The sequence below is a fragment of the Parapusillimonas granuli genome (assembly GCF_013416525.1).
Taxonomy (GTDB): Bacteria; Pseudomonadota; Gammaproteobacteria; order Burkholderiales; family Burkholderiaceae_B; genus Parapusillimonas; species Parapusillimonas granuli.
In genome coordinates, this window is sequence record NZ_JACCEM010000001.1 from 552,858 (window position 1) to 577,201 (window position 24,344).

The 24,344-nt window shown below is 66.3% G+C and carries 22 protein-coding genes; 7 read left to right on the forward strand and 15 right to left on the reverse strand.

Annotated features, from left to right (window positions below):
• Positions 1-83: 83 nt before the first annotated feature.
• From H0A72_RS02575 to H0A72_RS02610, 8 genes are all read right to left on the reverse strand, one after another.
• Positions 84-1,262 carry an isovaleryl-CoA dehydrogenase gene (locus H0A72_RS02575; protein ID WP_180153476.1) on the reverse strand — a complete coding sequence of 393 codons (1,179 nt, stop codon included), beginning with the start codon at positions 1,260-1,262 and terminating at the stop codon, positions 84-86.
• Between the two features lie 127 nt (positions 1,263-1,389).
• On the reverse strand, positions 1,390-1,833 hold the full coding sequence (locus H0A72_RS02580; RefSeq protein WP_180153477.1) for a PaaI family thioesterase: 444 nt from the start codon (positions 1,831-1,833) through the stop codon (positions 1,390-1,392).
• Between the two features lie 4 nt (positions 1,834-1,837).
• The gene (locus tag H0A72_RS02585; RefSeq protein WP_180153478.1) at positions 1,838-2,638 is read right to left on the reverse strand and encodes an IclR family transcriptional regulator; all 801 of its coding nucleotides are present in this window, start codon (positions 2,636-2,638) and stop codon (positions 1,838-1,840) included.
• A 101-nt stretch (positions 2,639-2,739) separates the two neighbouring features.
• A complete protein-coding gene (locus H0A72_RS02590; protein WP_180153479.1) occupies positions 2,740-3,708 on the reverse strand; it encodes a Bug family tripartite tricarboxylate transporter substrate binding protein in 969 nt (322 codons plus the stop codon).
• Between the two features lie 46 nt (positions 3,709-3,754).
• Entirely contained in the window at positions 3,755-4,954 is a 1,200-nt protein-coding gene (locus tag H0A72_RS02595; RefSeq protein WP_180153480.1) for a CaiB/BaiF CoA transferase family protein, read from the reverse strand.
• 1 nt (position 4,955) lies between these two features.
• Positions 4,956-6,092 carry an FAS1-like dehydratase domain-containing protein gene (locus H0A72_RS02600; protein ID WP_180153481.1) on the reverse strand — a complete coding sequence of 379 codons (1,137 nt, stop codon included), beginning with the start codon at positions 6,090-6,092 and terminating at the stop codon, positions 4,956-4,958.
• A 38-nt stretch (positions 6,093-6,130) separates the two neighbouring features.
• Complete coding sequence (locus H0A72_RS02605) at positions 6,131-7,708, reverse strand: acetate--CoA ligase (RefSeq protein WP_180153482.1); 1,578 nt, start codon at positions 7,706-7,708, stop codon at positions 6,131-6,133.
• A 539-nt stretch (positions 7,709-8,247) separates the two neighbouring features.
• Positions 8,248-8,628, reverse strand: a complete 381-nt coding sequence (locus H0A72_RS02610; RefSeq protein ID WP_180153483.1) for a MerR family transcriptional regulator — start codon at positions 8,626-8,628, stop codon at positions 8,248-8,250.
• Positions 8,629-8,714: 86 nt separating this feature from the next.
• Between H0A72_RS02610 and H0A72_RS02615 the strand changes: the two genes are divergently transcribed.
• The gene (locus H0A72_RS02615; RefSeq protein WP_180153484.1) at positions 8,715-9,782 is read left to right on the forward strand and encodes an MBL fold metallo-hydrolase; all 1,068 of its coding nucleotides are present in this window, start codon (positions 8,715-8,717) and stop codon (positions 9,780-9,782) included.
• 69 nt (positions 9,783-9,851) lie between these two features.
• Here the strand turns inward: H0A72_RS02615 and H0A72_RS02620 are convergent, their stop codons facing one another.
• On the reverse strand, positions 9,852-10,478 hold the full coding sequence (locus H0A72_RS02620; protein WP_180153485.1) for a LysE family translocator: 627 nt from the start codon (positions 10,476-10,478) through the stop codon (positions 9,852-9,854).
• 61 nt (positions 10,479-10,539) lie between these two features.
• Here H0A72_RS02620 and metC point away from each other — a divergent pair, with 61 nt between their 5' ends.
• Positions 10,540-11,733 carry a cystathionine beta-lyase gene (metC, locus tag H0A72_RS02625; RefSeq protein ID WP_180153486.1) on the forward strand — a complete coding sequence of 398 codons (1,194 nt, stop codon included), beginning with the start codon at positions 10,540-10,542 and terminating at the stop codon, positions 11,731-11,733.
• A 51-nt stretch (positions 11,734-11,784) separates the two neighbouring features.
• Here metC and H0A72_RS02630 read toward each other — a convergent pair whose 3' ends face one another.
• From H0A72_RS02630 to argS, 3 genes are all read right to left on the reverse strand, one after another.
• A complete protein-coding gene (locus H0A72_RS02630; protein WP_180153487.1) occupies positions 11,785-12,414 on the reverse strand; it encodes a thiol:disulfide interchange protein DsbA/DsbL in 630 nt (209 codons plus the stop codon).
• Between the two features lie 69 nt (positions 12,415-12,483).
• Entirely contained in the window at positions 12,484-13,194 is a 711-nt protein-coding gene (locus tag H0A72_RS02635; protein WP_180153488.1) for an SPOR domain-containing protein, read from the reverse strand.
• Between the two features lie 9 nt (positions 13,195-13,203).
• Positions 13,204-14,889, reverse strand: a complete 1,686-nt coding sequence (gene argS / locus H0A72_RS02640) for an arginine--tRNA ligase (protein ID WP_180153489.1) — start codon at positions 14,887-14,889, stop codon at positions 13,204-13,206.
• Positions 14,890-15,063: 174 nt separating this feature from the next.
• Between argS and H0A72_RS02645 the strand changes: the two genes are divergently transcribed.
• The 3 genes from H0A72_RS02645 (at position 15,064) to H0A72_RS02655 (ending at position 18,128) form a co-directional block, all read left to right on the forward strand.
• A complete protein-coding gene (locus H0A72_RS02645) occupies positions 15,064-15,984 on the forward strand; it encodes a LysR family transcriptional regulator (RefSeq protein WP_180153490.1) in 921 nt (306 codons plus the stop codon).
• Between the two features lie 120 nt (positions 15,985-16,104).
• Positions 16,105-17,094, forward strand: coding sequence for a Bug family tripartite tricarboxylate transporter substrate binding protein (locus H0A72_RS02650; RefSeq protein WP_180153491.1), 990 nt, complete (start codon positions 16,105-16,107; stop codon positions 17,092-17,094).
• The gene (locus H0A72_RS02655; protein ID WP_180153492.1) at positions 17,091-18,128 is read left to right on the forward strand and encodes an amidohydrolase family protein; all 1,038 of its coding nucleotides are present in this window, start codon (positions 17,091-17,093) and stop codon (positions 18,126-18,128) included. Before H0A72_RS02650 ends, H0A72_RS02655 begins: the two co-directional genes overlap by 4 nt.
• Here H0A72_RS02655 and H0A72_RS02660 read toward each other — a convergent pair.
• Positions 18,104-21,859, reverse strand: coding sequence for a phospholipase effector Tle1 domain-containing protein (locus tag H0A72_RS02660; RefSeq protein ID WP_180153493.1), 3,756 nt, complete (start codon positions 21,857-21,859; stop codon positions 18,104-18,106). The genes H0A72_RS02655 and H0A72_RS02660 overlap by 25 nt on opposite strands.
• Before the next feature lie 94 nt (positions 21,860-21,953).
• Here H0A72_RS02660 and H0A72_RS02665 point away from each other — a divergent pair, with 94 nt between their 5' ends.
• Both H0A72_RS02665 and H0A72_RS02670 read left to right on the forward strand, forming a co-directional pair.
• Positions 21,954-22,298, forward strand: a complete 345-nt coding sequence (locus H0A72_RS02665) for a DUF1840 domain-containing protein (RefSeq protein ID WP_180153494.1) — start codon at positions 21,954-21,956, stop codon at positions 22,296-22,298.
• Positions 22,299-22,309: 11 nt separating this feature from the next.
• On the forward strand, positions 22,310-22,627 hold the full coding sequence (locus H0A72_RS02670; RefSeq protein WP_180153495.1) for a hypothetical protein: 318 nt from the start codon (positions 22,310-22,312) through the stop codon (positions 22,625-22,627).
• A gap of 42 nt (positions 22,628-22,669) precedes the next feature.
• Here H0A72_RS02670 and H0A72_RS02675 read toward each other — a convergent pair whose 3' ends face one another.
• Entirely contained in the window at positions 22,670-23,470 is an 801-nt protein-coding gene (locus H0A72_RS02675) for a carbohydrate ABC transporter permease (RefSeq protein WP_180153496.1), read from the reverse strand.
• Entirely contained in the window at positions 23,467-24,342 is an 876-nt protein-coding gene (locus tag H0A72_RS02680) for a carbohydrate ABC transporter permease (protein WP_180153497.1), read from the reverse strand. Before H0A72_RS02680 ends, H0A72_RS02675 begins: the two co-directional genes overlap by 4 nt.
• Positions 24,343-24,344 lie beyond the last annotated feature (2 nt).

Consider the following 24,344-nt stretch of genomic DNA (forward strand, 5'->3'; position numbering starts at 1 on the left):
GGCGGTGGCCGATTACCGCGCCATGCTATGCTGCATTGCAACATAGCATGGCCCGCGTTTTTCGGCTAGTGGTCTGGTCATGATCAGGCGGTTTCGTTGAAAAGTTCGCGGCCGATCAACATGCGGCGGATCTCGCTGGTGCCGGCGCCGATTTCATACAGCTTGGCATCGCGCCACAGGCGGCCGGTGGGATATTCATTGATGTAGCCGTTGCCGCCCAGTATCTGTATGCCCTCGCCGGCCATCCAGGTGGCTTTTTCGGCGGTGTACAAAATGACGGCCGCGCAGTCTTTGCGCACCTGGCGCACGTGCTGGCTGCCGAGCTTGTCCAGGTTGCGGCCGACGGCGTAGCAGAAGGCGCGGCTGGCCTGCAGCGTGGTGTACAGATCGGCCATTTTCGCCTGGATGAGCTGAAATTCGCCGATGGCCTGGCCGAACTGCTTGCGCTCGTGCACATAGGGCACGACCACGTCCATGACGGCCTGCATGATGCCCAGCGGGCCGCCCGCCAGCACGGCGCGTTCGTAGTCCAGGCCGCTCATCAGCACCTTGACGCCTTCGTTGACCGCGCCCAGCACGTTTTCCTCGGGCACCTCGCAGTCCTGGAACACCAGTTCGCCGGTATGGCTGCCGCGCATGCCCAGCTTGTCGAGCTTCTGGGCCACCGAAAAGCCTTTGAACCCCTTTTCGACGAGGAAGGCGGTGATGCCGCGTTGCCGGGCTTGCGGGTCGGTCTTGGCGTAGACCACCAGGGTGTCGGCATCCGGACCATTGGTGATCCACATTTTCGTGCCGTTCAGCACGTAGCGGTCGCCTTGCTTTTCCGCGCGCAGCTTCATGCTGACCACGTCGGAACCTGCGCCCGGCTCGCTCATGGCCAGGGCGCCGACGTGTTCGCCGGACAGCAGCCGGGGCAGGTATTTGCGCTTCTGGGCCTCGGTGCCGTTGCGGTGGATCTGGTTCACGCACAGATTGGAATGGGCGCCATAGGACAGCCCGATGGAGGCGCTGGCGCGCGAGATTTCCTCCATGGCGATCATGTGCGCCCAATAGCCCATGGCGCTGCCGCCGTATTCTTCGCCGACCGTCATGCCCAGCAGCCCCAGGTCGCCGAATTTGCGCCACAAGCCCATGGGAAACTGGTCGCTGCGGTCGGCCTCGGCCGCAAGCGGCGCGATTTCCGCCTGGGCGAAGTGATGCACCGTGTCGCGCAGCATTTCAAGGTCGGGACCAAGGTCGAAATCCAGGCCGGGTAGATTCATGGTGAGCTCCGTTGTCAAGCGGGTAAGGAAAGAGGGGACAGCACTGCGCATCTTGGCATGGAACACTATATTCCGTTTACGTAAACGTAAACCATGGGCGTTTTCCCTAAACCTCGTTCGTCATCGCTCAGGCTCCGTCCGGGTCCCGCGCCTTCAGCCGTTTCATGATCGCCTGGGCGCTGCCCACCAGAACATCGTCGGCGTGCAGCGACCCGCCCAGGAAAATCAGCGAGCCCGATTCATGGTCGACGCGGCCGCGCGCCACCAGCAGCTGGCCGGCCCGTGAGGGGCCCAGGAAGTTCATGTTCAGCTGCACCGTGACGCAGGGCAGGCGGCCGGCGCGGTCCCAGGCGATGGTGCTCAGGGCATGGTCCATGAGGGCCGCCAGGGTGCCGCCGTGCACCATGCCCGCCCGGTTCAGGTGCTCGTCGCGCAATTCGATGGCATAGGCCCAGCCGCCGGGTTCGCGCCGCGACATCAGCGGGCCCAGCGTGCCCATGAGCCCCGATTGCGCATGGACGCGCCACGGCGAGGGCGGGTTCGCCTCGGGGGCGCGGTCCGGTTGGGTCATGGCGTCATTCCAGTGAAAAAAGCTGCCGGGACAGATTCGCGGCATGCGTCTTCAGTTCCCGGATCAGATCCTGTGTCTCGGCCTCCGACAGCTGATTGACGATGCTGGCCACCACGATGGTGTGCGTGATGTGCGCTTGCGCATCCAGCACCGGCACGGCGATCAAGGTGATGCCGGCGATGTAGTTGCCCTGGTCGAAGCTGTAGCCCTGGGCCCGCGAGGCCTCGACTTCGCGCCACCAGTCTTCGAAGCTCAGCGGCTGCTGCCAGCGCAGGGACGCGAATTGCGCCTGGATCTCTTTCAAGGAATGCTGGCTGAATGCCGCGACCAGCCGGCCCGTGGCGCTGATCAGGCCCGGGAAGCGGCTGCCCACGTCCACGTGCAGGCGGAAGGGCAGCTTGGAGCGCGACAGCGCCGTGACCACCATCTGGCTGAGGTCCACCACTTCGACGCCGATCGCGGTGACGCTCCAGCGCCGCGCCAGGTCGTCCAGGATGGGCTGCGCGAGCTGCGCGAAATGGTTGGTCTCCAGCACGCCGCGCGCCAGCGCCAGCATGCCCGCCCCCAGCCGGTAGCGCTTCGAGGCGGGGTCGAAGCTCAGCAGCTTCTCGGCCGTCAGGGCGCGCAGGATGTGCAGGCAGGTGCTGGGCACCAGGCCGAGCTCGTCCGAGATGGACTTGACGTTCATGGGTTCCTTGGTGCGGCCCAGCAGGCGCAGGATGGCGACCGCCCTGGTCACGGCCGGCACCGGGCGTATGCGCGGCCCGGACCGGACGGGGGCGGCGTTGTCTTGGATGTCTGTCATGCTGGAAACCGTAGCGGATGAACGCGCATTGTGCAATGCAAGATTCTATCAAGCCTGTGTATGGCGCCTCATCCGCGTTTTCCAGCACCCTGTTCATGGAGTCAGTCGATCTTGATCCCAGCCTTCTTGATGATGGGGCCCCATTTTTCCTGTTCGGCCCGGACGAAGCTGGCCAGGTCCTTCGGCGTGCCGCCGCCGGTGTCCAGGCCCATCGCCAGCAGGCGTTCCTGGGTTTCGGGCATGGCGAAGAACTTCTGCAGTTCCAGGTTGAGCTTGGTGACGACATCGGCCGGCGTGCCCTTGGGGGCGAACAGGGCGTTCCAGGCGATGACCTCGAAGCCCGGCAGGCCCTGGCTGGCCACGGTGGGGACGCCGGGCAGCAGCTTGGTTTCGGACTTGCTGGTGACGGCGATGGCGCGCAGCTTGGCGCCGTCGATCTGCGGGCGCGCGGCGGTGATGGTGTCGATGGACAGCGGGATCTGCCCGCCGATCACATTGGTCATGGCCATGGACGAGCCCTTGTAGGGCACGCCGAACAGCGGGGCGCCGCTTTGCTCTTTCAAGAGCTCGTAGACCAGCCGCGACGTGGTGCTGGGCATGCCGATATCGGCCGCGCGCCCTTCGCTCTTGGCCTTGTTGATGATGTCGGTGGTGGTCTTGAATGGCGAGTCGGCCTTGGTGACCAGGACCATGGGGAAAGTCCCGACGAGGATGACGGGCTCGAAATCCTTCACCGGGTCGAAGCCGAGGGACGAATACAGGAAGGCGTTCAGGTTGTGGGTGGCGTTCGTGCCCATGGTCAGGGTGTAGCCGTCGGGCTCGGCCCGCGCGGCGGCCTGCGTGCCGATATTGCCGCCGGCGCCGCCTTTGTTTTCGACGTAGAAGGTCTGGCCCATGGCTTTGGTCAGGTGGTCGGCCACGTATCTGGAGATGGTGTCCGTGCCCTGGCCGGCCTGGTAGGCGACGAGGATCTTGACGGGCTTGTCGGGGTAGCCCGCGGCGTGGGCCGGAACTGTGCCCAGCATGGCCAGGACTGCCGCGCCGGCGATCGATTTGAATTTGGTGTGCATGGTTTGTCTCCTTGGTTGTTATGAGGCTTTGGTGGCTGCGCCCCGCCTATGGGTCGGACGGGCAGGGCAGCGCCGCGCCGCCGTGCTTGATGGCGCGGTGTTCGTCGAAATCCGGGGGGCGGGCGCCCGGCGCTCCGGGAGTGTCCGACAGGCGGATGGGCACGCCCAGCCCTTTGTAGTCGGGCCGGTCCACGACCATGCCGCGATGGCGGGTATGGGCCTGGGCCAGCGCTTCCGGCACGGTGTTCACGGGCCCGGCCGGTATGCCTTGTTGCATGAGCATGTCGCACAAAGGCGCTTTTTCCCAGTTTTCCAGGACGCTTTCGATTTCCTCCCGCAGGCGCGGGCGGTTCTTGAGCCTTTGCGCGTTGGAGCAGAAATCGGGGTGCTCGGCGAGTTCGGGCTTGCCGATGCAGCGGCAGAATTTGTGGAACTGAGGCTCGTTCAGTATGCCCAGGAACACCAGGCCGTCGCGGGTCTTGAAGCTGTCGTAGGGAGCGATGTTGGGGTGCGCGCTGCCCAGCAGCTGCGGCGGCTGCCCGGACTGCAGCCAGTTCGCCGCATGGGGCACCAGCAGGCTGAGCGCCGTATCGAACAGCGTGGCTTCCACGCGCTGCGCCTTGCCGCTGCGCTCGCGCGCCAGCAAGGCCATGAGTATGCCCGAGAACGCCGTATAGGCCGTGAGGTGGTCCACGACCGGGATGCCGATGCGGGTGGGCCCGGTTTCCGGCGAACCGTTGATGCTCATCAGCCCGCAGATGGCCTGCAGCACGGCGTCGTACCCGGGCAGCCCGCCCAGCGGGCCGGTGGCGCCGAACCCGCTGATGCTGCAATAGACCAGACGCGGGTAGCGTTGCGCCAGGTGGCCTTCGTATCCCAGGCCCCATTTCTCCATGGTGGCGGGCAGGAAGTTCTCGACCAGCACGTCGGCGTCGCGCAGCAGCGTGAACAGCACTTCCTGGTCTTCGGCCCGGGACAGGTCCAGCGCGATCGCCTGCTTGCCGCGATTCAGCGCGGAGAAATAGGCGGCGTTGCCGCGCTCGTCGAAGGGCGGCCCCAATTTGCGGGTTTCGTCGCCGAAGGGCGGTTCGACCTTGATGACGGTGGCGCCGTGGTCCGCCAGCATTTGCGTGCACAGCGGGCCGGCCAGCACGCGGGACAAGTCCACCACGCGCACGCCCCGCAGCGCGCCGGCGCCTTCGGACGCGGCGGGCCAGACCGTGTCCTGGGCTTGGGGGGCGGCCATGTCAGCCGCGGCTCGGGAGCTGGACGACGCCCGTCCCGATGACCGAAAGTTCGTCGTCTTGATTGCGGCCTTCCTGTTCGATCTCGACCAGGTGCCGCCCTTCGCTTTCGTATTTCCTGGTGACCTTGCCCTTGATGAACAGCATGTCGCCTTCTGGATTGTGGCGGCGGACCTTGCACAGGGACTTGTGCAGGAAGCCGTCGTCGCCCATCCAGTTGGTCAGGTGGTGGGTCAGCCAGGAGTTGCGTTCGGGGCCGTAGTCATAGGCGCCGGGCGCGCCGACCTCGAGCGCGAAATCCTCTTCCCAGTGGACGCGCTCGGGCACGTCGGGGATGCCGAAGCGGTTCTTGATGCCCACGCCCGGATGGGCGTCGATGAGCTGCCACGCCAGCTTGTTGGCCCGGATGTAGAGGCCGCCCCAGCCCTGCGCATAGGCGATGAAGCCCGTGACGGTCATGGGGCCCTTGAACAGGACGGGCAGTTCGTCGCCGACGTTGACGTCTTCCCAGTAGCGTGGCGTGGCGCCGCGGATTTCTTCCTGGGCATAGAGCTTGTAGGCTTCGCGCAGCTCTTCGTCGGTGTAGCGCCGCGGTGCGCGTTCGCGGACTTCCTTGTACTTGGTGCCGACTTCGCGAGCATGGTCGCGCTCGGTGCGGAAGCACCAGCTGTCGGCCTCGGCGATGCGGTCGCCGTCCTGGTTGTAGAACTGGACGTTGTAGATCTGCTGGATGGCGCGGCCGGCGAAGCGGGTCTCGTGGGGAATCAGGGCCTTGAGCGTGGCTTCGGAAAAGATTTCATCGTTGCGGCGCACGGTCTTGTGCCAGGTCCAGTCGGCGCCGGACCACATGGCGTGGACGCCGGGCAGGCCGCCGACGTAGCCGGACACGATGCGGTTGGTGGCGAAGAGAAAGCTGGGCAGGGCGATGATGCCGCCGTGCCTGGTTTTGGCGGCATAGTCGGGGTCGCACCAGAGCGGGTTGTCGTCGCCGATGCCGTGGGCATAGTGGCGGATGTTGTCGCGGGTGGCTTCGTGGCACCAGGGCTCGACGGTTTCGGTGATCTTCACGCCGATGCGGCGGCTGAGGGCTTCGAGATCGTGCTCGGTGATTTTCGGGAAGCTGCGGGTTGGCATGTCCATGGTTGCTCCTGGTGGTCTGTTCTGGGTGTCTGTTGCGGTTAGGGGATGGTGTGCTCGGCCTCGGGCAGGCTGTTCCGGACTTCCTGTTCGCGCAGTTTCTTGCGATGGATCTTGCCCGCCGGCGTCTTGGGCAGTTCGGACACGAAGGCGATGTGGCGGGGGTATTCGTGCTGGCTCAGGCGGGACCGGACGGTGTCCTGGATTTCCTGCTTCAGCTGTTCGTCGCCCGGGCGTTTGGCGATGACGAAGGCCTTGACCACTTGCCCGCGCAATTCGTCGGGGACGCCGATGGCGGCCGCTTCGAGCACGTCGGGGTGCTTCAGGATGGCGTCCTCGATCTCCACCGCGCTCATCGTCCAGCCGGCCGAGATGATCACGTCGTCGGCGCGGCCGGCGTGATAGAAATAGCCGTCTTCGTCGGTGCGGCCGAGGTCTTTGGTGGCGATCCATTTGCCCCGGCGCAGGACTTTCATTTCACCGACCACGCCCGGCGGGCAGACCTTGCCGTCCGCGTCCTGCACCTCGACGACGCCGCCCGGTATGGGCTTGCCCAGGGCGCCGTGCTTCACGGGGAAATCTTCGGCGCCGGGATAGGACACCAGGATCACGCCGATTTCGGTCGTGCCGTACATGCTGCAGACCTGGGTGCCGAACAGTTCTTCGATGAAGGTTTCCGTGGCGCCGTCTATGGGTTCGCCGGTGAAGGAAAGCTTCTGGATGCTGTAGGAATGGGCGCGGGCGTCGGGACTGTTGCGGATCATCCGGTAATGGGTGGCGGCGGCCGACATGTTCGTGAACCGGTGTTCGCTCAGCGCACGAAGCAGCCGGCTTGCGTTGAACTTGCCCGAGAACGCGCCTATGGTCAGGCCCAGCGCCAGGGGCGCCAGCGTGCCGTGCCACAGCCCATGGCCCCAGGCGGGGGAGGATGGGCAGAAGTAGCGGTCGCCGGGGCGCAGCCCGGTTCCATAAAGCGCCGCCACCATCAGCGTGACCAGGGCCTTGTGGGTGTGCTTGATGGCGTCGGGCAGTTCGCGGGTGGTGCCGGAGGTGTACTGGAAGATGGCCAGGTCGTCGGCGCGGCTGCGCGTGGGGTAGTGGGCGTCGTAGCGGGACAGGCCGGCCAGGAAGCTGTCGTTGACGACCAGGCAGCGCAGCCCGGGCGTTTGTTCCACCACGCCGATCTTGTCGTCGTTGGTGAGCAGCAGTTTGGGGCTGCAGTCCTGGACGCGCAGGCGGATGCCGTCGGGGCCGAAGAGGGTGAACAGGGGAACCGCGATGGCGCCGGTTTTCATGACGCCGAACAGGGTGGAGTAGAAGGCTCGGGAGGGCTCGAGCATGATGGCCACGCGGTCGCCGGGTTCGATGCCTTGCGCGGCGAGGTAGTGGGCGAAGCGGGAGGATTCGTCGGCGATCTGGCGATAGGTGAGGATTTCGTCGCGGCCGTCGGCGTGCGCGACGATGATGGCGACGCGGTCGGGGTCGCCGGCATGGCGGTCGATGCATTCATGCGCGATGTTCAGCCGCTCGCGGGTGCCGTCGAAGAGGTCCCAGAGCTTTTGGGGGCTCCAGTGCCGTTGGGCGTCGGCGTATGAGGTGTAGTCGGTGAGTTTGGGCATGTCGTGGTGCTCTTGGGGTCGGCGTTGTGGTCACTTTATTCTTGCCGGTTGAAATTGTCAAATAGATTATTAGATTGTATATATACAATTAAATGACAGAAGGCTTGGGGTGTGTGGGGATGGTTTTGTTTGGGAGCGTGGGTGGGGTTTGCGCGTTCTGTGGCGGTTTTTTGCTGGCTTGCTTGTTTGTCGCTGTGCCGATGTTGTATTTTTGGCGGCCGGCTATTTGTCGCTGCGCCGTTGTTTGGTTTCTTTAGCCGGCCTGCCAGATGCTGAGCGGGTGTTCTCGCTCCCGTGACCCGGTCCTGCTGCGCAGGACTGCCCGGCCAAAGCACCTGGCAGGCCTCATGGCAAGGAGGATCGAGGCGCTGCTGCTTTTTCAGTGGCGGGCTGGTTTGCTGACAAGCGGCGCTTGGCCGGTAGGGGAGTGATGTTGGCTGATGGCAGGCACGGCGGGATCGTGGCGCCGTATCACTGAACGGCGCAGCCAAACAGAACGGTGCCGCCAAAACAGAACAGAAAGAACGGCGCAGCCGAAATCAGCCGTGCTGTCCCAACAGCTCCTGGCAGTGATCCAGCTGTGCCTCGATTTCCGCCAAGGTCTCGCGCAGATCCCGCTGCTGCTGCTGCAATGTCGACCGATGCCGTTCCAGGATCTCGATGTAATGCTTCAGCTGCGCCGTGGTATCTCCCGGCGCGTCGTACATGTTGATCAGGCTCAGAATCTCCGCAAGCTGCAAGCCCAGACGCTTGCCGCGCAGAGCCAGCTTCAGCCGCGTGCGGTCCCGCGACGAGTAGATGCGGTTGCGGCCGTCCCGGGCGGGGCTCACGATCCCCTGGTCCTCGTAATAGCGAAGCGTACGGGGCGTAATGGCGAATTCCTGCGCCAGATCGGAGATAGTCCAGTGGGGATCGGTCATCGAACTGAGTTACCGTTTACGTTAACGTAATTGATGATGCCATAATATGCGTTAAAAGGCATTTCCGGCATATAGATGGAGACACGATGAATCCCAATGAAATGAAGCTGGCGTATCCCTTCGGAGACGAGATCCCCGCCGCCGGCCACGCAATAGCCGTAGCGGACGGCGTACGTTGGATACGCATGCCGCTTCCGTTCGCGCTCGACCACATCAATCTTTGGCTCCTGCGCGACGAAATCGATGGCCAGGAAGGTTGGACCGTCGTCGACTGCGGCGTCAGCCGCGACGAAGTCAAAGAGACTTGGGAACAAGTCTTCCAGAACGTGCTGGACGGCCTGCCCGTGCTCCGCGTCATCGTCACCCACATGCATCCCGACCACGTCGGCCTGGCGTATTGGCTTTGCGAACGCTGGAACGCGCGCCTATGGATGACCATGACCGACTGGGGCGTGGCGCGGCTGTGGTCGCAGCCCGTGGGGGAAGGCGGGGGCGGGCCCAACGGCGCATCGGCCGCCGCGCATTTCGCGCGGCATGGGCTGACCGACCCCGACGCGCAGGAACAGATCCGCCAGCGGGCCCGCTACTACCCCAACCTGGTGCCCGACGTCCCCGCGCGCTATTCCCGCATGATGGACGGCAACCGCCTGCAGATCGGCGGGCGGGAATGGAAGGTGATCGTGGGGTACGGCCATGCGCCCGAACATGCGTCGCTGTATTGCGACACCCTGCAGCTCTTGATTTCCGGCGACATGGTCCTGCCGCGCATCTCCACGAACGTCAGCGTGTTCGACTACGAGCCCGACGGCAACCCCCTGCCGCTCTACCTGAACTCCCTGCGCGCATACGACGACCTGCCTGAAAACACCCTCGTCCTGCCTTCGCACGGCCGGCCCTTCCGCGGCCTGCACGAGCGCATCGCACAGCAGCACGCCCACCATGCGGAGCGTCTGGAAGAGGTCTACAACGCCTGCGCCGGTCCGAAGAGCGCGGCGGAGATCGTCCCGGTGATGTTCAAGCGCCAGCTCGACCTGCACCAGCTCACCTTCGCCATGGGCGAGGCGCTGGCCCACCTGCACGCGCTGTATTTCGACGGCAAGCTGACGCGCCAGACCGGCGAAGACGGCGTCATCCGCTTCCAGCGGCGAGCATAGGCTGCTGAAGCGCGGCGGCCCGGCCCGGCGACTGCATCTTCCGCGCCCGCGCCTTGCCGCCCCTGCGCTTCAACGCTCCGTCAGGGCCAGCCGCAGGGCCAGGCCCAGGAACACCGTGCCGGCCGTCCAGTTCAGCACCCGCTGGGCGCGGCGCGACTTCTGCATGCGCTCGCCCAGGGCGCCGGCAAACCACGCCACCAGGCCGAAGACCAACAGGGTGGACAGCATGAACAGGGCGCCCAGGCTCAGCGTCTGCATGGCGACCGAACCGCGGTCCGGGTCGGTGAACTGCGGCAGGAAAGCCAGGAAGAAAATGGACACCTTGGGATTGCTCAGGTTCATGATGATGCCGCGCTGATACAGCCGCAGCCGGCTTTGCGCGGGCGGCCCTTCCTGCGCGCTGAGCGTGGCGGGGGCGCGAAACGCCCCCCAGGCAAGATAGACCAGGTACACGGCGCCGGCCAGCTTCAGCGCCATGAAGGCGGTTTCCGAGGCGGCGAACAGCGCGGCCAGCCCCACGGCCACCGCCACGGTGTGGCCCACCAGCCCGGTGCACAGCCCCAGCACCACGTACATGCCCGAACTGCGCCCCCACATGGCCGATTGCATGAGCACGAAAAGATTGTCGGGACCGGGGGAAAGCGCCAGCAGGACGGCGACGCCGAAAAATGAGAGTGCGATGTCGGGGGTGAGCATGGTTGCCTGTGTGGGACTATGATTATGCGGTTCACAAATTTTAAGGCCCTTCGTACCCAACATGGCTAATAACGCTAGCAAACATCTGGACACCCGGCTTCAGCACGCCGGCACCGCCGCTTTCGACCCGACCACCGGCGCCGCGCCCGTGGCCCTGCCCGCCATGCGCACCAGCACCGTCCGCTTCCAGAACCTGGCGGCGCTCGAACGCGCCCAGGCCGGCAAGGCGCGCGGCGAGCGCGCCGTGACCTATGGCCGCGTCGGCATGGACACCCATGCCGCGCTGGAGGAAATGTTCTGCGAACTGGAAGGCGCCGAGCGCGCCTACCTGGCGTCCTCCGGGCTGGGGGCCATCACCCTGGCGTTCTTCAGCGTGTTGAAAAGCAAGGACCACGTGCTGGTGGCCGATTGCGCCTACGGGCCCGTCCGTTACCTGGACAAGACCGTGTTGTCGCGCATGGACATCGAAACCACCTATTGCCGCGCCACCGTGGCGGAACTGGAAGCGCGCCTGCAGCCCAATACCCGCATGCTGTACGTGGAATCGCCGGGCTCGCTGCTGTTCGAAATGCTGGACATCCCGGCGCTCGCGGAATTCGCGCACAAGCATGGCTTGATACTGGCCACCGACAACACCTGGGGGTCGGGCTACATCTATCGCCCGCTGGACCTGGGCGCCGACATCTCGGTCGTCGCCGGCACCAAATACGTGGGCGGGCATTCCGACTTGATGCTGGGCGCGGTCATGGCGAAAGACGCCGCGCTGATCAAGCGCATCAACGACACGCACTACGCCATGGGGTATTCCATCAGCGCGGACGACGCCTGGCTGGCAATCCGGGGCATGCGCACGCTACCGCTGCGCATGCGCCAGACGGCCGCGAACGCCATGGAGATCTGCCGCTTCCTGGCCAAGCGCCCCGAAACGGTCCGCATCTATCACCCCGCCTGGCCGGACGATGCGGGCCATGCCTTGTGGCGGCGGGACTGCGCCGGCTCGAACGGCATGCTTTCGGTGGAGCTCCGCCTGGATCAGCCGGCCGCGCGCCGCTTTGTCGACAGCCTTGCCTTGTTCGGCATCGGGTTTTCGTGGGGCGGCTTCGAGAGCCTGGTGCAGCTGGTGGACCCGGCGTCGATCCAGTGCCACGGCTATTGGCAGCCCAGCTCCCATGCGGTCATCCGTTTCCATATCGGGCTGGAGTCGCCGGATGACCTGATCGCGGATTTGACGCAGGCGTTCGAGAAGGCCGCTTGATCCCGTTTCCTGCCTGGCGGCCTCGCATCGAGGCCGCCGCCCAAATACAGCTTACTTGATGCTGTCGAGAAGCCGCTGAGCCTCGGCGATCGTGCCCTCATAGCTGTCGGCCAGCGACGGCGACGTCACGTATTTGCCGCCTACCGCCACGCTCGGCGTGCCGTCGATCTTGTAGGCCTTGGTGAGCTCATTGGCGCGCATCACCTTCGATTTCACCCCGAAGGAATTGAAGACGTCCTGGAAGGCCTTGCGGTCCACACCCTGGTCGGACACCCAGTCGGTGATCGCGTTCGCGTCGAAAATGCGCTTGCGCTGCACATGGATGGCCTTGAACACGGCCGGATGCAGATCCAGGCGATCCAGCGCATCCAGGGAATAGTACAGCTTCTGCAAGTCTTCCATGCTGGCATTGAACGCCACCGGCACACGGCGCAGCACGACATTGTCCGGCAGCGTCTTGGCCCACTTGTCCACCAGCGGTTCCAGCGCATTGCAATGCGGGCAGGTGTACGAGAAAAACTCCAGGACTTCCGTCTTGCCCGCCGTATCGGAAGGCTGGGCCGGTTCGATGGTGACGTACTTGGCGCCCGCGGCCTGGGCCTGAGCGGCCGGCAGCAGAAACGTTCCGGCGCCGAGGGCAAGGCATGCAACGGTGCGTAAGAGCAAGGATTTGAGCGACATTTCGGTTTCCAGGAGAGTCAAACACATTAAGACCGGCCAGACTTGGACAAGTTCACCGCGGCATGGCGACTATGGCCGCACGACCGAGGATTCGATCTTTTCGCTGCCCAGGCGTTCGCGCGAACGGTTCATTTCGTCTATGCCCTTGAACGGCCCCACGCGCACACGGTGGATGGTGCCGCCATTCACCTGTGCCTTCTGCAACTGCACCGGCAGGCCCAGCATCAGGATGCGCGCCTTCATCGCTTCCGCATCCGCTTCGGAGCGGAAAGCGCCCGCCTGCAGGTAATACGTGGTCTGGGTGCCGGCGGCGGGCTTGCTGCGCGCGGGCGGCGGCGCCTCGGTGCCCGGCACCACCGGCTTGGCGCCCGTTCCGGGCGCGGCGGGCGGCTTGGACGGCGCGGTGGCGGGAGGGTCCGACAGGCTGGCGATCAGATTGCCGATGCTGTCCTGGCCCGGCGCGACCGCGCCGGGGCTGGACGCCACCGGGGGGATGTCGGGCAGCGGCGCCGGCGGGGTGACGGGGGAGCCGCCGGCGGCGGACCCTGCCGGAGCGCCGCTTCCGTACAGGCCGATGTTCGGGTCGGGCGCGTCGCGCACGTCGGGCAGCAAGGTCTTGGCGGGGTCGCGGCTGGCCTTGTCCACGAAAGGCATGGGAACCTTGGTGACGAACAGCGCCACCGCCACCGCGGCCGCCAGGCCGACGATCAGCCCGATCAGGATGCCGAACAGGGTGCTGCCGGATTTTGCGCTGGAGGATTTTCGACTGGAACGGGCCATGAGCAGAGCTTACATCCTTTCAGGAGCGGACACCCCAAGCAGGCTGAGACCATTGGCGATGACCTGGCGTGTGGCGCCGGCCAGCCGCAGCCGCGCCAGCTTGAGGGCCTCGTCGTCGACCAGCACGCGTTCGGCGTTGTACCAGGCGTGGAAGTCGGCCGCGCAGTCGCGCAGCCAGAAGGCCAGATGGTGCGGCGCCAATTCCTGGGTCGCCAGGGACAGGGTGCGGGGATATTCCGCCAGGCGCCGCATCAGCGCGATTTCGGTCGGCGCCGTCAGCGGGCTTGCGGAAACGCCGGCCAGCTTTTCGGCCGGCTCGGCCGACTGGGCCAGCATCGAACAGATGCGCGCATGCGCATACTGGATGTAATAGACGGGGTTTTCTTCGCTCTTGGACAGCGCCAGATCGATGTCGAAGACGAATTCCGAGTCGGCGCGCCGCTGGATCAGGAAGTAGCGCACGGCATCCTGGCCCACCCAGTCGATCAGGTCGCGCATCGTGACATAGCTGCCCGCGCGCTTGGATATCTTGACCTCTTGCCCGTTGCGCACCACTTTCACCATCTTGTGCAGGATGTAGGCGGGGAAATCCTTGGGGATGCCCAGGCCCAGGCCCTGCAGGCCCGCGCGCACGCGTGCCACCGTGCCGTGGTGGTCGGAGCCCTGGATGTTGATGGCCCGATGGAAGCCGCGTTCCCATTTGGCGACGTGGTAGGCGACGTCGGGAACGAAATAGGTGTAGCCGCCCTCGGACTTGCGCATCACGCGGTCTTTGTCGTCGCCGGTGCCCAGTTCGGTGGTGCGCAGCCATAGGGCGCCTTCGCTTTCGTAGGTGTGGCCGGAGGCGATCAGCGCCCGCACGGTCTGTTCGACGCGGCCGCTGGTATAGAGCGAGCTTTCAAGATAGTAGTTGTCGAACTCCAGGCCGAAGGCCTTCAGGTCCAGGTCCTGTTCGCGGCGCAGATACGCCACGGCGAAGGCGCGGATGTCGTCCAGGCTGTCCAGGTTGCCGCTGGCCGTGACGGGCGCGCCGTCGGACGCCTGGACGGTCGCGCCGGCCTGGAAATCGCGGGCGATGTCGAGGATGTAGTCGCCCTTGTATCCGTCGGCCGGAAAGTCCGGGGAGTCCGGCGCGATGCCTTTTGCGCGCGCCTGGACGCTGACGGCCAGGTTGTCGATCTGGTTGCCGGCATCGTTGTAGTAGAACTCGCGCGTGACCTCATAGCCCTGCGCGCTGAACAGCCGGCACAGGGCGTCGCCCAATGCGGCCTGCCGTGCGTGCCCGACGTGCAGCGGGCCGGTGGGATTGGCGGACACGAATTCCACCAGCAGTTTTTCCCGCCTGGCCGGCAGTTGCCCGTAGCGTTCCTGCTCCTGGGCGATGGCGGCCAGCACCGCCTGGTGGGCCGCGGTGGACAGGCGGAAATTGATGAAGCCCGGGCCGGCGATTTCCGCCGAGGCGATGAGTTCGCCGGCGGCCGGGTCGGCCGTCAGAGCGTCGACGATTTGCTGGGCAAGTTCGCGGGGATTGCGTTTCGCCGGCTTGGCCAGCTGCATGGCCACATTGGTGGCGATGTCGCCGTGGGCGGCGACCTTGGGGCGTTCGAGGAGAATGGCGGGCGAGGCCTCGGGAACGATGGCGCCCACGGCGGCCTGCAGAAGCGAAATCAGCTGTTGTTGTTGCCCAGGAAGCATAAGATGTGCGTGTAATCGGATCGATATGGGGCCGGACCGCCTCGAGGCGCGGCCGGGCGTCGTGGCGCGGCTTGGCCGCGCGGACGTCGAAGGGTTAAATGATAGCGTGATTTCTTCCGGCGTAGGGTCGGCCCCGCCCGAGTCCGGCCCGGAAAAACAAAGCAAGGAGACGGCATGGACCTGCGCCAGCTGGAATACTTCATCTATGTTGCCGAGTTGGGCAGCTTCAGCAAGGCGGCCACCGTGCTGGGGGTGGGCCAGCCGGCCCTCAGCCGCCAGGTGCGCAGGCTGGAGGTCGAGTTGCGGCAAAGCCTGTTCTACCGGAACGGCCGCGGCGTGAGCCTGACCGAGGCGGGCAAGCGGCTGCTGGCGCACGGGCGCAACATCCAGGCCCAGTTCGAGCACGCGCGGCACGACGTCGAGGACGCGCGCGGGGTCCCGCTGGGGCGCGTCGCCATCGGCTTTCCCCGCTCGGTGGGGAAAATCATCACGGCGTCCTTCGTGCAGGAATTCAAGCGCCTGTATCCCAAGGCCGATCTTTGCATCACGGAAGGCCTGACGGTGCACCTGTACGAATGGCTCCTGGGAGGCCGGCTGGACATCGCCCTGCTGCATGATCCGGTGCCGTCGCCCAGCCTGGACATCCACCTCATCCGCGAAGACGACCTGCTGCTCGTGGGCCGGCGCGATCTTCCGGGCTGGGGCAGGGGCACGTCGATCGCCCTGCAAAAAATCGCCGGCATGCCCCTGATCATCCCGTCCAGGCCGCATCCCCTGCGCATGCTGGTCGAGACCCGCATGGCCAACATCGGCGTCAAGCCCACGGTGGTGCTCGAGATCGACGCGGTCGCCACCATCGTGGACCTCGTGAGCAAAGGCATGGGCGTGGCGGTGGTGACCGAACACGGCTTGCGGGCGAGCGGGGAGGCCGAGCACCTGGCCACGCGAAGAATCATCGCGCCGCGCATGCGCAGCACGCTTTCCCTGGCGACGTCCGCCGAAAGGCCTCTGACCACGCTGGCCGAGCGCACCATCGAATTGCTGTACGGCTTCTTCCCCGAAGTCAGGCATCGCGCCGGATCGGGCGCCGCATAGCTATGCTTTATTGGAATATCAGCTAGGTGGTATGCCATATATTCATCGGATTTTCGCCACGCTACTATGAATTCAGGCATGTCAGCCGAACTCAAAAATCAAGTAGCGGAAGGAGACGAGATGAAAACACAATCATGGCGAAGCGCGTTCTGCGCGGCCGCCGCCGCGCTGGCCCTGGGCGGGGTTCCGTTCACGGGCGCCGCCGCGCAGGCGGCATTCCCCGTCAAGCCGATGACGTTGGTGGTGCCCTTCCCGGCGGGAGGCGCCGTGGACACCCTGGGGCGCTTGTTCGCCGAACATATCAGCGCCCAGACCGGGCAGGCCGTGATCGTGGAGAATCGCGGCGGAGCCAACGGCAACATCGGCACCGAGGTCGTCGTCAAGGCGCCCGCGGACGGCTACACCATGCTGCTCGCGGCCAACGGCCTGGCGACCAATTCCTCCATCTATCCGAACCGCAGCTTCAATGAGCTGCGGGATCTCAGCCCGGTGGCCTATGTGGGCTATGCGCCGCTCATCATGGTCGTCGCCCAGGGCTCGGAATTGAAGTCCTTCCAGGACGTGATCGACAAGGCCAACGCCGACCCCCACGCCATTTCATTCGCCTCGGCCGGCACCGGCAGCGCGCCGCACCTGGCTTCGGAACTGCTCAAGCTCACGACCGGCACCAGCATGCTGCACGTGCCCTACAAAGGCGGCGCGCCCGCCAAGGTGGACCTCGTGTCGGGGCGGGTCTCCTTCATGTTCCTGAACCCGCTGGAGGTCGTGCCCCAGATCGAAGCCAAGCGCCTGCGGCCGCTGGTCGTCGGCAGCGCCGAGCGCTTCGATCTCCTGCCGGACGTGCCCACCTACAAGGAGCTCGGCCTGCCCGAACTCGAGGCCCGGGTGTGGTGGGGCTTCATGGTGCCGGCCGGCACGCCGAAAGCGGTGATCGATGTGCTGAACGCCCAGATCAACCAGGCCATGCGCAAGGACGTCGTCAAGGAAAAGATGAAACAGCTGGGCATGGTGGCCGTGGGCGGCACGCCCGAGGAGTTCGGCGCCTTCCTGCGCGAGCAGGTGGACAAGTGGGCGCGCGTCGTCAAGGCATCCAACATGGAGTTGAAATGATCATTGATTGCCACGGTCATTACACGACGGCGCCCCGCGCGCTGGTCGATTTTCGCGAACGGCAGAAAGCGGCGTTCGCCGCGGGCGCCGTCGGCGGGCTGGACACGAAAATCCGGATCAGCGATGATGAAATCCGCGAGAGCCTGGAAAGCAAGCAGATCCGCATCCAGGCCGAGCGCGGCGTGGACCTGACGCTGTTCTCGCCGCGCGCCGCCCATATGGCGCATCACGTCGGCGACGCCGCGGCCAGCGAACTGTGGACCCGGCATTGCAATGACCTGATCCATCGGGCGGTCTCGCTGTATCCGGATCGGCTCGTGGGTGTCTGCCAGCTGCCCCAGTCGCCGGGCGTCAGCCCGGCCAATTGCATCCCGGAACTGGTCCGCTGCGTGGAAGAATTGGGATTCGTGGGCTGCAACCTGAACCCCGACCCCACGGACGGCTACTGGACGGACCCGCCGCTCACCGACCGCCACTGGTATCCCCTGTACGAGAAGATGGTGGAGCTGGACGTGCCGGCCATGGTGCACACCAGCTGTTCCTGCAACCCGAATTTCCATTTCACGGGCGCGCATTACATCAATGGCGATACCTCGGCCTTCATGCAGTTCCTGGATTCGGACCTGTTCAAGGACTTTCCCACGCTCAAGTTCATCATCCCGCACGGCGGCGGCGCGGTGCCCTACCATTGGGGCAGGTACAGGGGGCTGGCGCAGAACATGGGCAGGCCGCCGCTGGATGCGCTGATGAAGAACGTTTTTTTCGACACCTGCGTGTATCACCAGCCCGGGATCGAACTGCTCATGACCGTGGTGCCGCCCGAGAACATCTTGTTCGGCTCCGAGATCGTCGGGGCCGTGAAGGGCATCGACCCGACGACGGGCTACAACTACGACGACACCAAGCGCTATATCGACGCCGTGGCCTGGCTGCCGCCCCAGACCCGGAGCAAGGTGCTCAGCGGCAATGCCTTGCAGGTATATGGCCGCCTGCGTCGGCAGTTGCAGGCTCAGGGCGTGCCCGTGCCGGGCTGAGCGCCCCAGCCAAGCTCGTCGTAAAGCCATCTGGCATAGCCGTCCAGGTCGACGACGCCCACGTCGGACCCGCGGCTGCGCCAGTCGTCGTGCCGGGCGATCAGGGCTTCCGCGCTTGCGCGCAGGCGCCGGCCCAGGCGCGGGTGCTCGTCCTGGTATTCATGGATCTTCCCGCCGCCGGCATCCAGGACGCTGCGGTCGCCGTCCTGGATGCTGCGCAGGACGGGGCTGCGTTCGTCATGCAGGATGGGCGCGCTGATCTCGCGGTCGGCGGGGTCGGCCAGACGGAAATCCGCCGCGGCCGCGCGGGCCTGCCACAGCATCCAGTTCAGGGCGACATCGGACAGGTCGCCGTGCCGAAATGGCCGGCCCTCGTCGTCGTACAGGGTGCCGCCGCCGATGTCGGAGTGCGCCCCGATGAAGGGCGCTTCGACGGTGTTGCCGCCGGCCGAGCCGGCCACGCTGCTCACGGGAAAGAGCCAGCGGCGTTCGTGCAGCGCCACGGCGTGGGCCACCCAGTCCCAGGCCGCGGCGATGCCGAGATCGTACTGGCTGTTTTGGCTGCCGGCCAGGCCGAATTGCGCGACGGTGTCGAACAGGCCCATGAACCGCAAGTCGACACAGGTCCGTATGGGCCCGCGCAGCGGGTCGTCGTAGCTGAAAAGCCGCCCTTGCACCCGCTCGGCGACCAGGTTGCCGAAGTGGCGCGCCAGGGCGGCCCCCCGGGAAAAGCCGATGATGTCTATGGGCACGTGCTCGCGGCTGCCCGATGCGCCGTGCAGGCCGTTCAGCAGCGATTGCCACTGCGTCTGGATGATGCGCGACGCCTGCCAGCCCGTGACCGCGTCCCAGTCCAGGTAGAGCGAATTGCCCGGCCCGGCGTGATAGTGGGCGGGGCCGTCGCCGTAAGCCTGGCTCAGCTTCCAGACGTTGCTGTGCGTGTCGGCGCTCTGGCGCGTGCCGTCGAAGGCGAAGAGCAGCAGGCCCATGGGGTCGATGTGCCGGCGCGCCTGCTGCCGGGCATAGCCCAGCGCCTGCTGCCCCGGCAAGGGACCCAGCGGGTCCGGTTCGAGATAATGCCCTTGCCCGGGCAGGTAGGTGCGCAGCAGGTTGTCGTGCCAGCCGGTCTCGGCATCGTGCACCTGCCCGGGCAGCCGCAAGTCCAGCGTCAGATCGCCGCGGACGTCCTGCGCTTCGCCGCCCGGCCCGTAGCGGGCCGACCAGCGGATGTCCCGCCGGGCGTCGGTGACCAGCACCGGCGCGCCGATGGTGTCGGCATGCACGGCATACAAGACGGCCGGGCCCTTGCCGTGTGCGGGATAGTCGATGAAGCCGACCGGCACATGCTGCGCGTACAGATAGCGCCTGCCGACCCGCAGGCGCCCCGGCTCGGCGGACTGGGGCGCCTGGCCGGCCGCGTGCCGGGTTTCCGCGACCAGACGGTTGTCCAGGTGGAAGTAGTCGACATTGCCCGTGGCGCTGCGCTTGATGATCCGGTAGCCGAAGGCATTGTGCAGGTAGTCGGCCACGGGGCGGCCGTCCCGGCTCACCCGCGCCAGGCGCCGGTTCGCGCCGTAGCTCAGCGTGTAGTCGCCCACCGACCGCGGCAGGCCCGAGGCATCGCGCGGAATGCCGGGGCGGACGGTGGCGCCCGCGCGGCGGCCGAGCGCCAGGGAGCCGTCGCCGTTCCAGGCAAACCAGGTGGACTGCCCCGATGGGCCTTCATGGGCGGCGAGCCGGCCGTCGGCGTCATGGGCATAGCGCTGCGTGGCGCTTGCTGCATGGCCGGGCAGGTGATGGGTTTCATGGCTGAGCAGCCCGCGGCGGTCGTAGGCCAGATCGGCCACCCACAGCAGCGCCGCTTCGCTGGACAGCGCCAGCTGCCTGGCTTGCCGATCTTTGCCGGCGGCCACGTGCAGGTGCAGGCCGTTGCCGTAGCGGTATCCGGCCAGCCCCGGCACGCTGTCGATGACGGTTTGCGGCTCGCCCTGCTCGGGGTGCCAGACGATCGCCAGCAGCCGCGTGCCCGCCCCCCACCGGTAGCGGACCGACCCGCCTTCGGGCAGATGGTGCGCCACCAGGCGGTCTTGATCGTCGTAGTCGAAGGATTCGCTGTAGTTCAGCGTTGCGCCCGGCCGTGCGGACATGCGGTTCACGGTTCTGCGGCGCAGGCGCCGGCGGTCGTCGTAGGCGCGCGTCTCGGTTTCATGCGGATGCTGTATGCGCAGCGGCACGGCGCCTTTCCAGGCGAGCGTCGTGGCGTCGCTGAGCGCGCCGGAGGTGTGGGTGATGCGCAGCGGCCGCCCCTGGCCGTCGTAGTCATAGCGCGTGCCGTCGCCGTTGGCGAAGATGCGCTGCCGCGGCAGGCCGGCGGGCGTGTAGTGCAGGATTTCCTGGCCGGTCAGTTCGGACGACCACGCATGCCGGCGTTCGCCGGCATGGTAATGCAGCACGAGGCCCGGCCAGCCCGGGGCATGGGGCGCGACCGACCGCAGCCGGCCGTGGGCGTCGCGGGCCAGCACGGTATCGTTCAGGCGGATCAGGCGGCCGTGGCTGTCGTATGCGGCGCGCTGCCCGGAAGGCGGGCAGCCGGGGCAGGCGGGGCCGCCCGATTCCAGCAGCACATGGCGGCCCCCGCGCAGGCCGATGCGGAAGCGCGTGCTTTGCGCGGTGCCGCCATGCACCACCGTCAGGCCGTCCTGCGTCGCGGACGCGGGTTGCGGGTATTCGATGGCGAGGCGCGCGCGGGGGCGGGCGGGATCCCCGGCGATGGCCAGGGTGACGCGGCCCTGGCGGTCGTAGGACCAGGTGTTCAGGCGCTCCACCTGGGTGCCGCTGGCATCGGCGATTTCCACGCCGGTCAGGGCATGGGTATTGCCCGACTGCAGCGCGGCCTCGTACCGATACAGGCGCCGCATGCCGTCGGGGCGGATGACGGCCGACAGGCGCGGTTCGGCGCCGTTGTCGTCATACCGGTACTGGAAGCGGCCATGGCGGGTGTCGACGTGGTCCAGGTACGCGGCGCCGGCAGCGACGCGATAATGAAAAACCAGCGCCGTTCCGTCGGGCGCCGTAATGCGCGCTATCGTCCCGGCCAGCGGGCCGGAGCCGGTGTTGCGCTCTATGGCGGCGCCCCGGCCCCCCGCGGAGCCGGCGCCCGCGAGAGGCCCGGCCCCTTGCGGCCCCGCGGCCCGGGGTTGCACGATGCGGCTGAGATCGCCCTGGGCGTCGAACCACAGGGCACGGCCGTTGGGCCAGCGCCAGACCCAGTGCCGCCCTTCGCGCCGCAGCGAGCCGTGCGCGTTGGGAAGCGGTGCGCCGGCGGCGCCCTGGAATTCGATGTGGCTGCCGTCGGCCTGGACGACCCGCCAGCGCGCGCCGGCGCGGCGCAGCCGGGTGTCGTAGGACAGCGCCCAGCCGCGGCCGAGGACGCCGTGCCGCGGCGCCAGGGCGTTATAGTGGCGCACGAGTTCCAGGTCGGGCGCCTGCGGGCCCGCGGGCAGGTCGATTTCATGCTGGTATTTGTTGCCCGTGGCGAGATGGACGGGATTGCCGGCGCCCACCCCCAGCACGGGCTCGGCCGCGCCCGCCGCCGCAACCCCGCCGAGCATGCACGGGTCGCCCAGGGCGGGCGGGCCGCAGACGCCTTGGCCGTATGCCGGCGGGCACAGCAGGCATGAGACCAGCAAGGCGTGGCGGGATAATCCGGCGATGGACGGCATTTTCGGCATGGCGGCTCCGGCGTGTGGGCATGCCGTATCTTCCCGCTTGGCAGGCTTTTGAAGATAGGGTAGTGTATGGTTGTGTCTATTGAGGGAAACCGAAATGCTAGTCGTCTTTCACTCTAAAGCAGCCGCCGAAGTGCTGATGTTCTCCAAGCACGCCCTGCCCATCCTCAAAGCCGCGGGCAAGCCTTATACCGATACCCTGCCCGAACGCGGCGTCATCACGCGCGACCAGCTGGACGACGCCATCAAAGGCATCGAACACGCCATGGCGCTCGATACCGAAACCGAATACACCGACAACGACGACGATAACGACTCCAAGACCCACCCCATTTCCCAGTCCGTCAGCTTCCGCCGCCGCGCTTTCCCATTGCTGGCCATGCTGCGCCTGTCGCGCGAGCACGATGCCGACGTCATCTGGGAACCGGCGCCCAAATGGTAGCGGGGGCGTCGATGCGAGGCACGGTAAAAATCATCTTCAACGGCCGCCAGGAAATCGAACTCGACGTGGACGTCCAGCACGCCCCCGAGGCAACGCGCGCGGCGCGCGATTGGTTCGACCACGAATGGGAGCGGCTGGGCTGCGAACCCCTGCGGCCCAGCGGCAAGGTCTTGCTGCTGGACAAGATCCTGGGCGTGGCCGACGCCCAGGGCTACACCGGGTTCGCGCAGGACCAGCAGGCCGTAGGCGCCTTCGCCCGTAACGCGGTGCTGGCGCTCGAACGCCAGCACGTCACCGTCGACGTGCCCGGGCTGGTGGTGGGGTATTAGGCCGGGGCCCGCTGCCGTTGGAAGGCAGGCGCGCCGGCCCCGCTACCGGATCCCCGCCCGCATGAAGGACTGCACGAACTGCCGCTGGAACAGCAAAAAGCCGACCAGCAGCGGCGCGGCGCTCAGCAGCGTGGCGGCGGTGATGATCGACCAGTCTATCCCTTGGTCCGTCGACGCGAACACCTGCAGGCCCACCGTCAGCGGGCGCGTCTCGACCGAGTTGGTGATGATCAACGGCCACAGGAAGTTGTTCCAGTGGTGGCTGACCGAAACCAGCCCATAGGCGACGTACACCGGCTTGGCCAGCGGCACGTAGATCTTCAGCAGAATCTGCCAGCGGTTGGCGCCTTCCACCCGCGCCGCCTCTTCCAGTTCGCGCGGCACGGTCTTGAACGTCTGCCGCAGCAGGAAAATGCCGAAGGCCGACGCGAAATACGGCAGCCCCACCGCGAAGATGGTGTCGCGCACCCCCAGCCAGGACATCAGCCGGTAGTTCTCGACGATCAGCACGTCGGGCATGATCATCAGCTGCAGCAGCACCAGCATGAACATGAAGTCGCGGCCCGGGAATTCGAAGCGCGCGAAGGCATAGGCCGCCAGCGTCGACAGCACCAGCTGGGCCGCCAGCACCATGGTGACCAGGATGAAGGTGTTCAGGAAATACCTGGCGAAAGGCGCGGCATGCCACGCCGCCACGAAGTTGTCCAGCGTCAGCGGCGCGGTCAGGTCGAACTGCGTGGCATAGGCCGAGGGGTGGAAAGCCGCCCACAAGGTGTACGCCAGCGGCAGGAACCACAGCAGGCCCAGCAGCCAGGCGCCCAGGGTGTCGAGTTTATGAGTCATTGGTAGTGCGTCCGCCGGTCCAGCCAGCGGAACTTGATCAGGGCGGTGAGCGACAGGATCAGCAGCAGCACCACCGACAGCGTGGCGGCATACGCAGTATCCCAATAACTGAATCCCACTTCATAGATATAGAACAGCAGCAGGGTGCTGGCGTTGTCCGGCCCGCCTTTGGTCATCACCAGGACGTGGTCCACCAGCCGGAAGGCGTTGATCAGCGCGTTGATGAGCACGAACAGGGTGGTCGGCATGAGCAGCGGCAGGAGCACGCGCCAGAAATACTGCCAGCGGGAAGCGCCTTCCAGCATGGCGGCCTCGCGCAGCGAGGGCGAGATCTGCTGCAGTGCGGCCAGATAGAAGATCATGAAGAAGCCGGATTCCTTCCAGATGGTCACGATCATCAGGGCCGGCAGGGCCGTCGAGCGGCTGCCCAGCCAGTTCATGCCCGGCAAGTTGAACAGGCCCGCGATCTGGTCCACCAGGCCGTATTGCGGCGTATAGAAGAACAGCCAGATGTTCGCCACCGCCACCATGGGCAGGACGGTGGGCGTGAAATAGGCCAGCCGCAGGAAGCCGCGGCCGGCGATCTGCCGGTTCACCCAGAGCGCCATCACCAGCGCGATGGCCACCGACACCGGTATGGTGATCAGGGCATAGGCCAGGTTGTTCCACAGCGCCTGCCAGAACACCGGGTCGTCGGCCATGGCGGCGTAGTTGTCCAGGCCCACGAACACCGCGGGCCGGCTGGCCTTGGGCGTGGACTGGAAGCTGCTCCACAGGGTGGCCAGCGCCGGGTAGTGCGTGAATGCGGCGAGCAGGACGATGGCCGGCAGCAGGAGCAGCCAGCCATATACCGCGTTGAGCGACGGCCTCATGC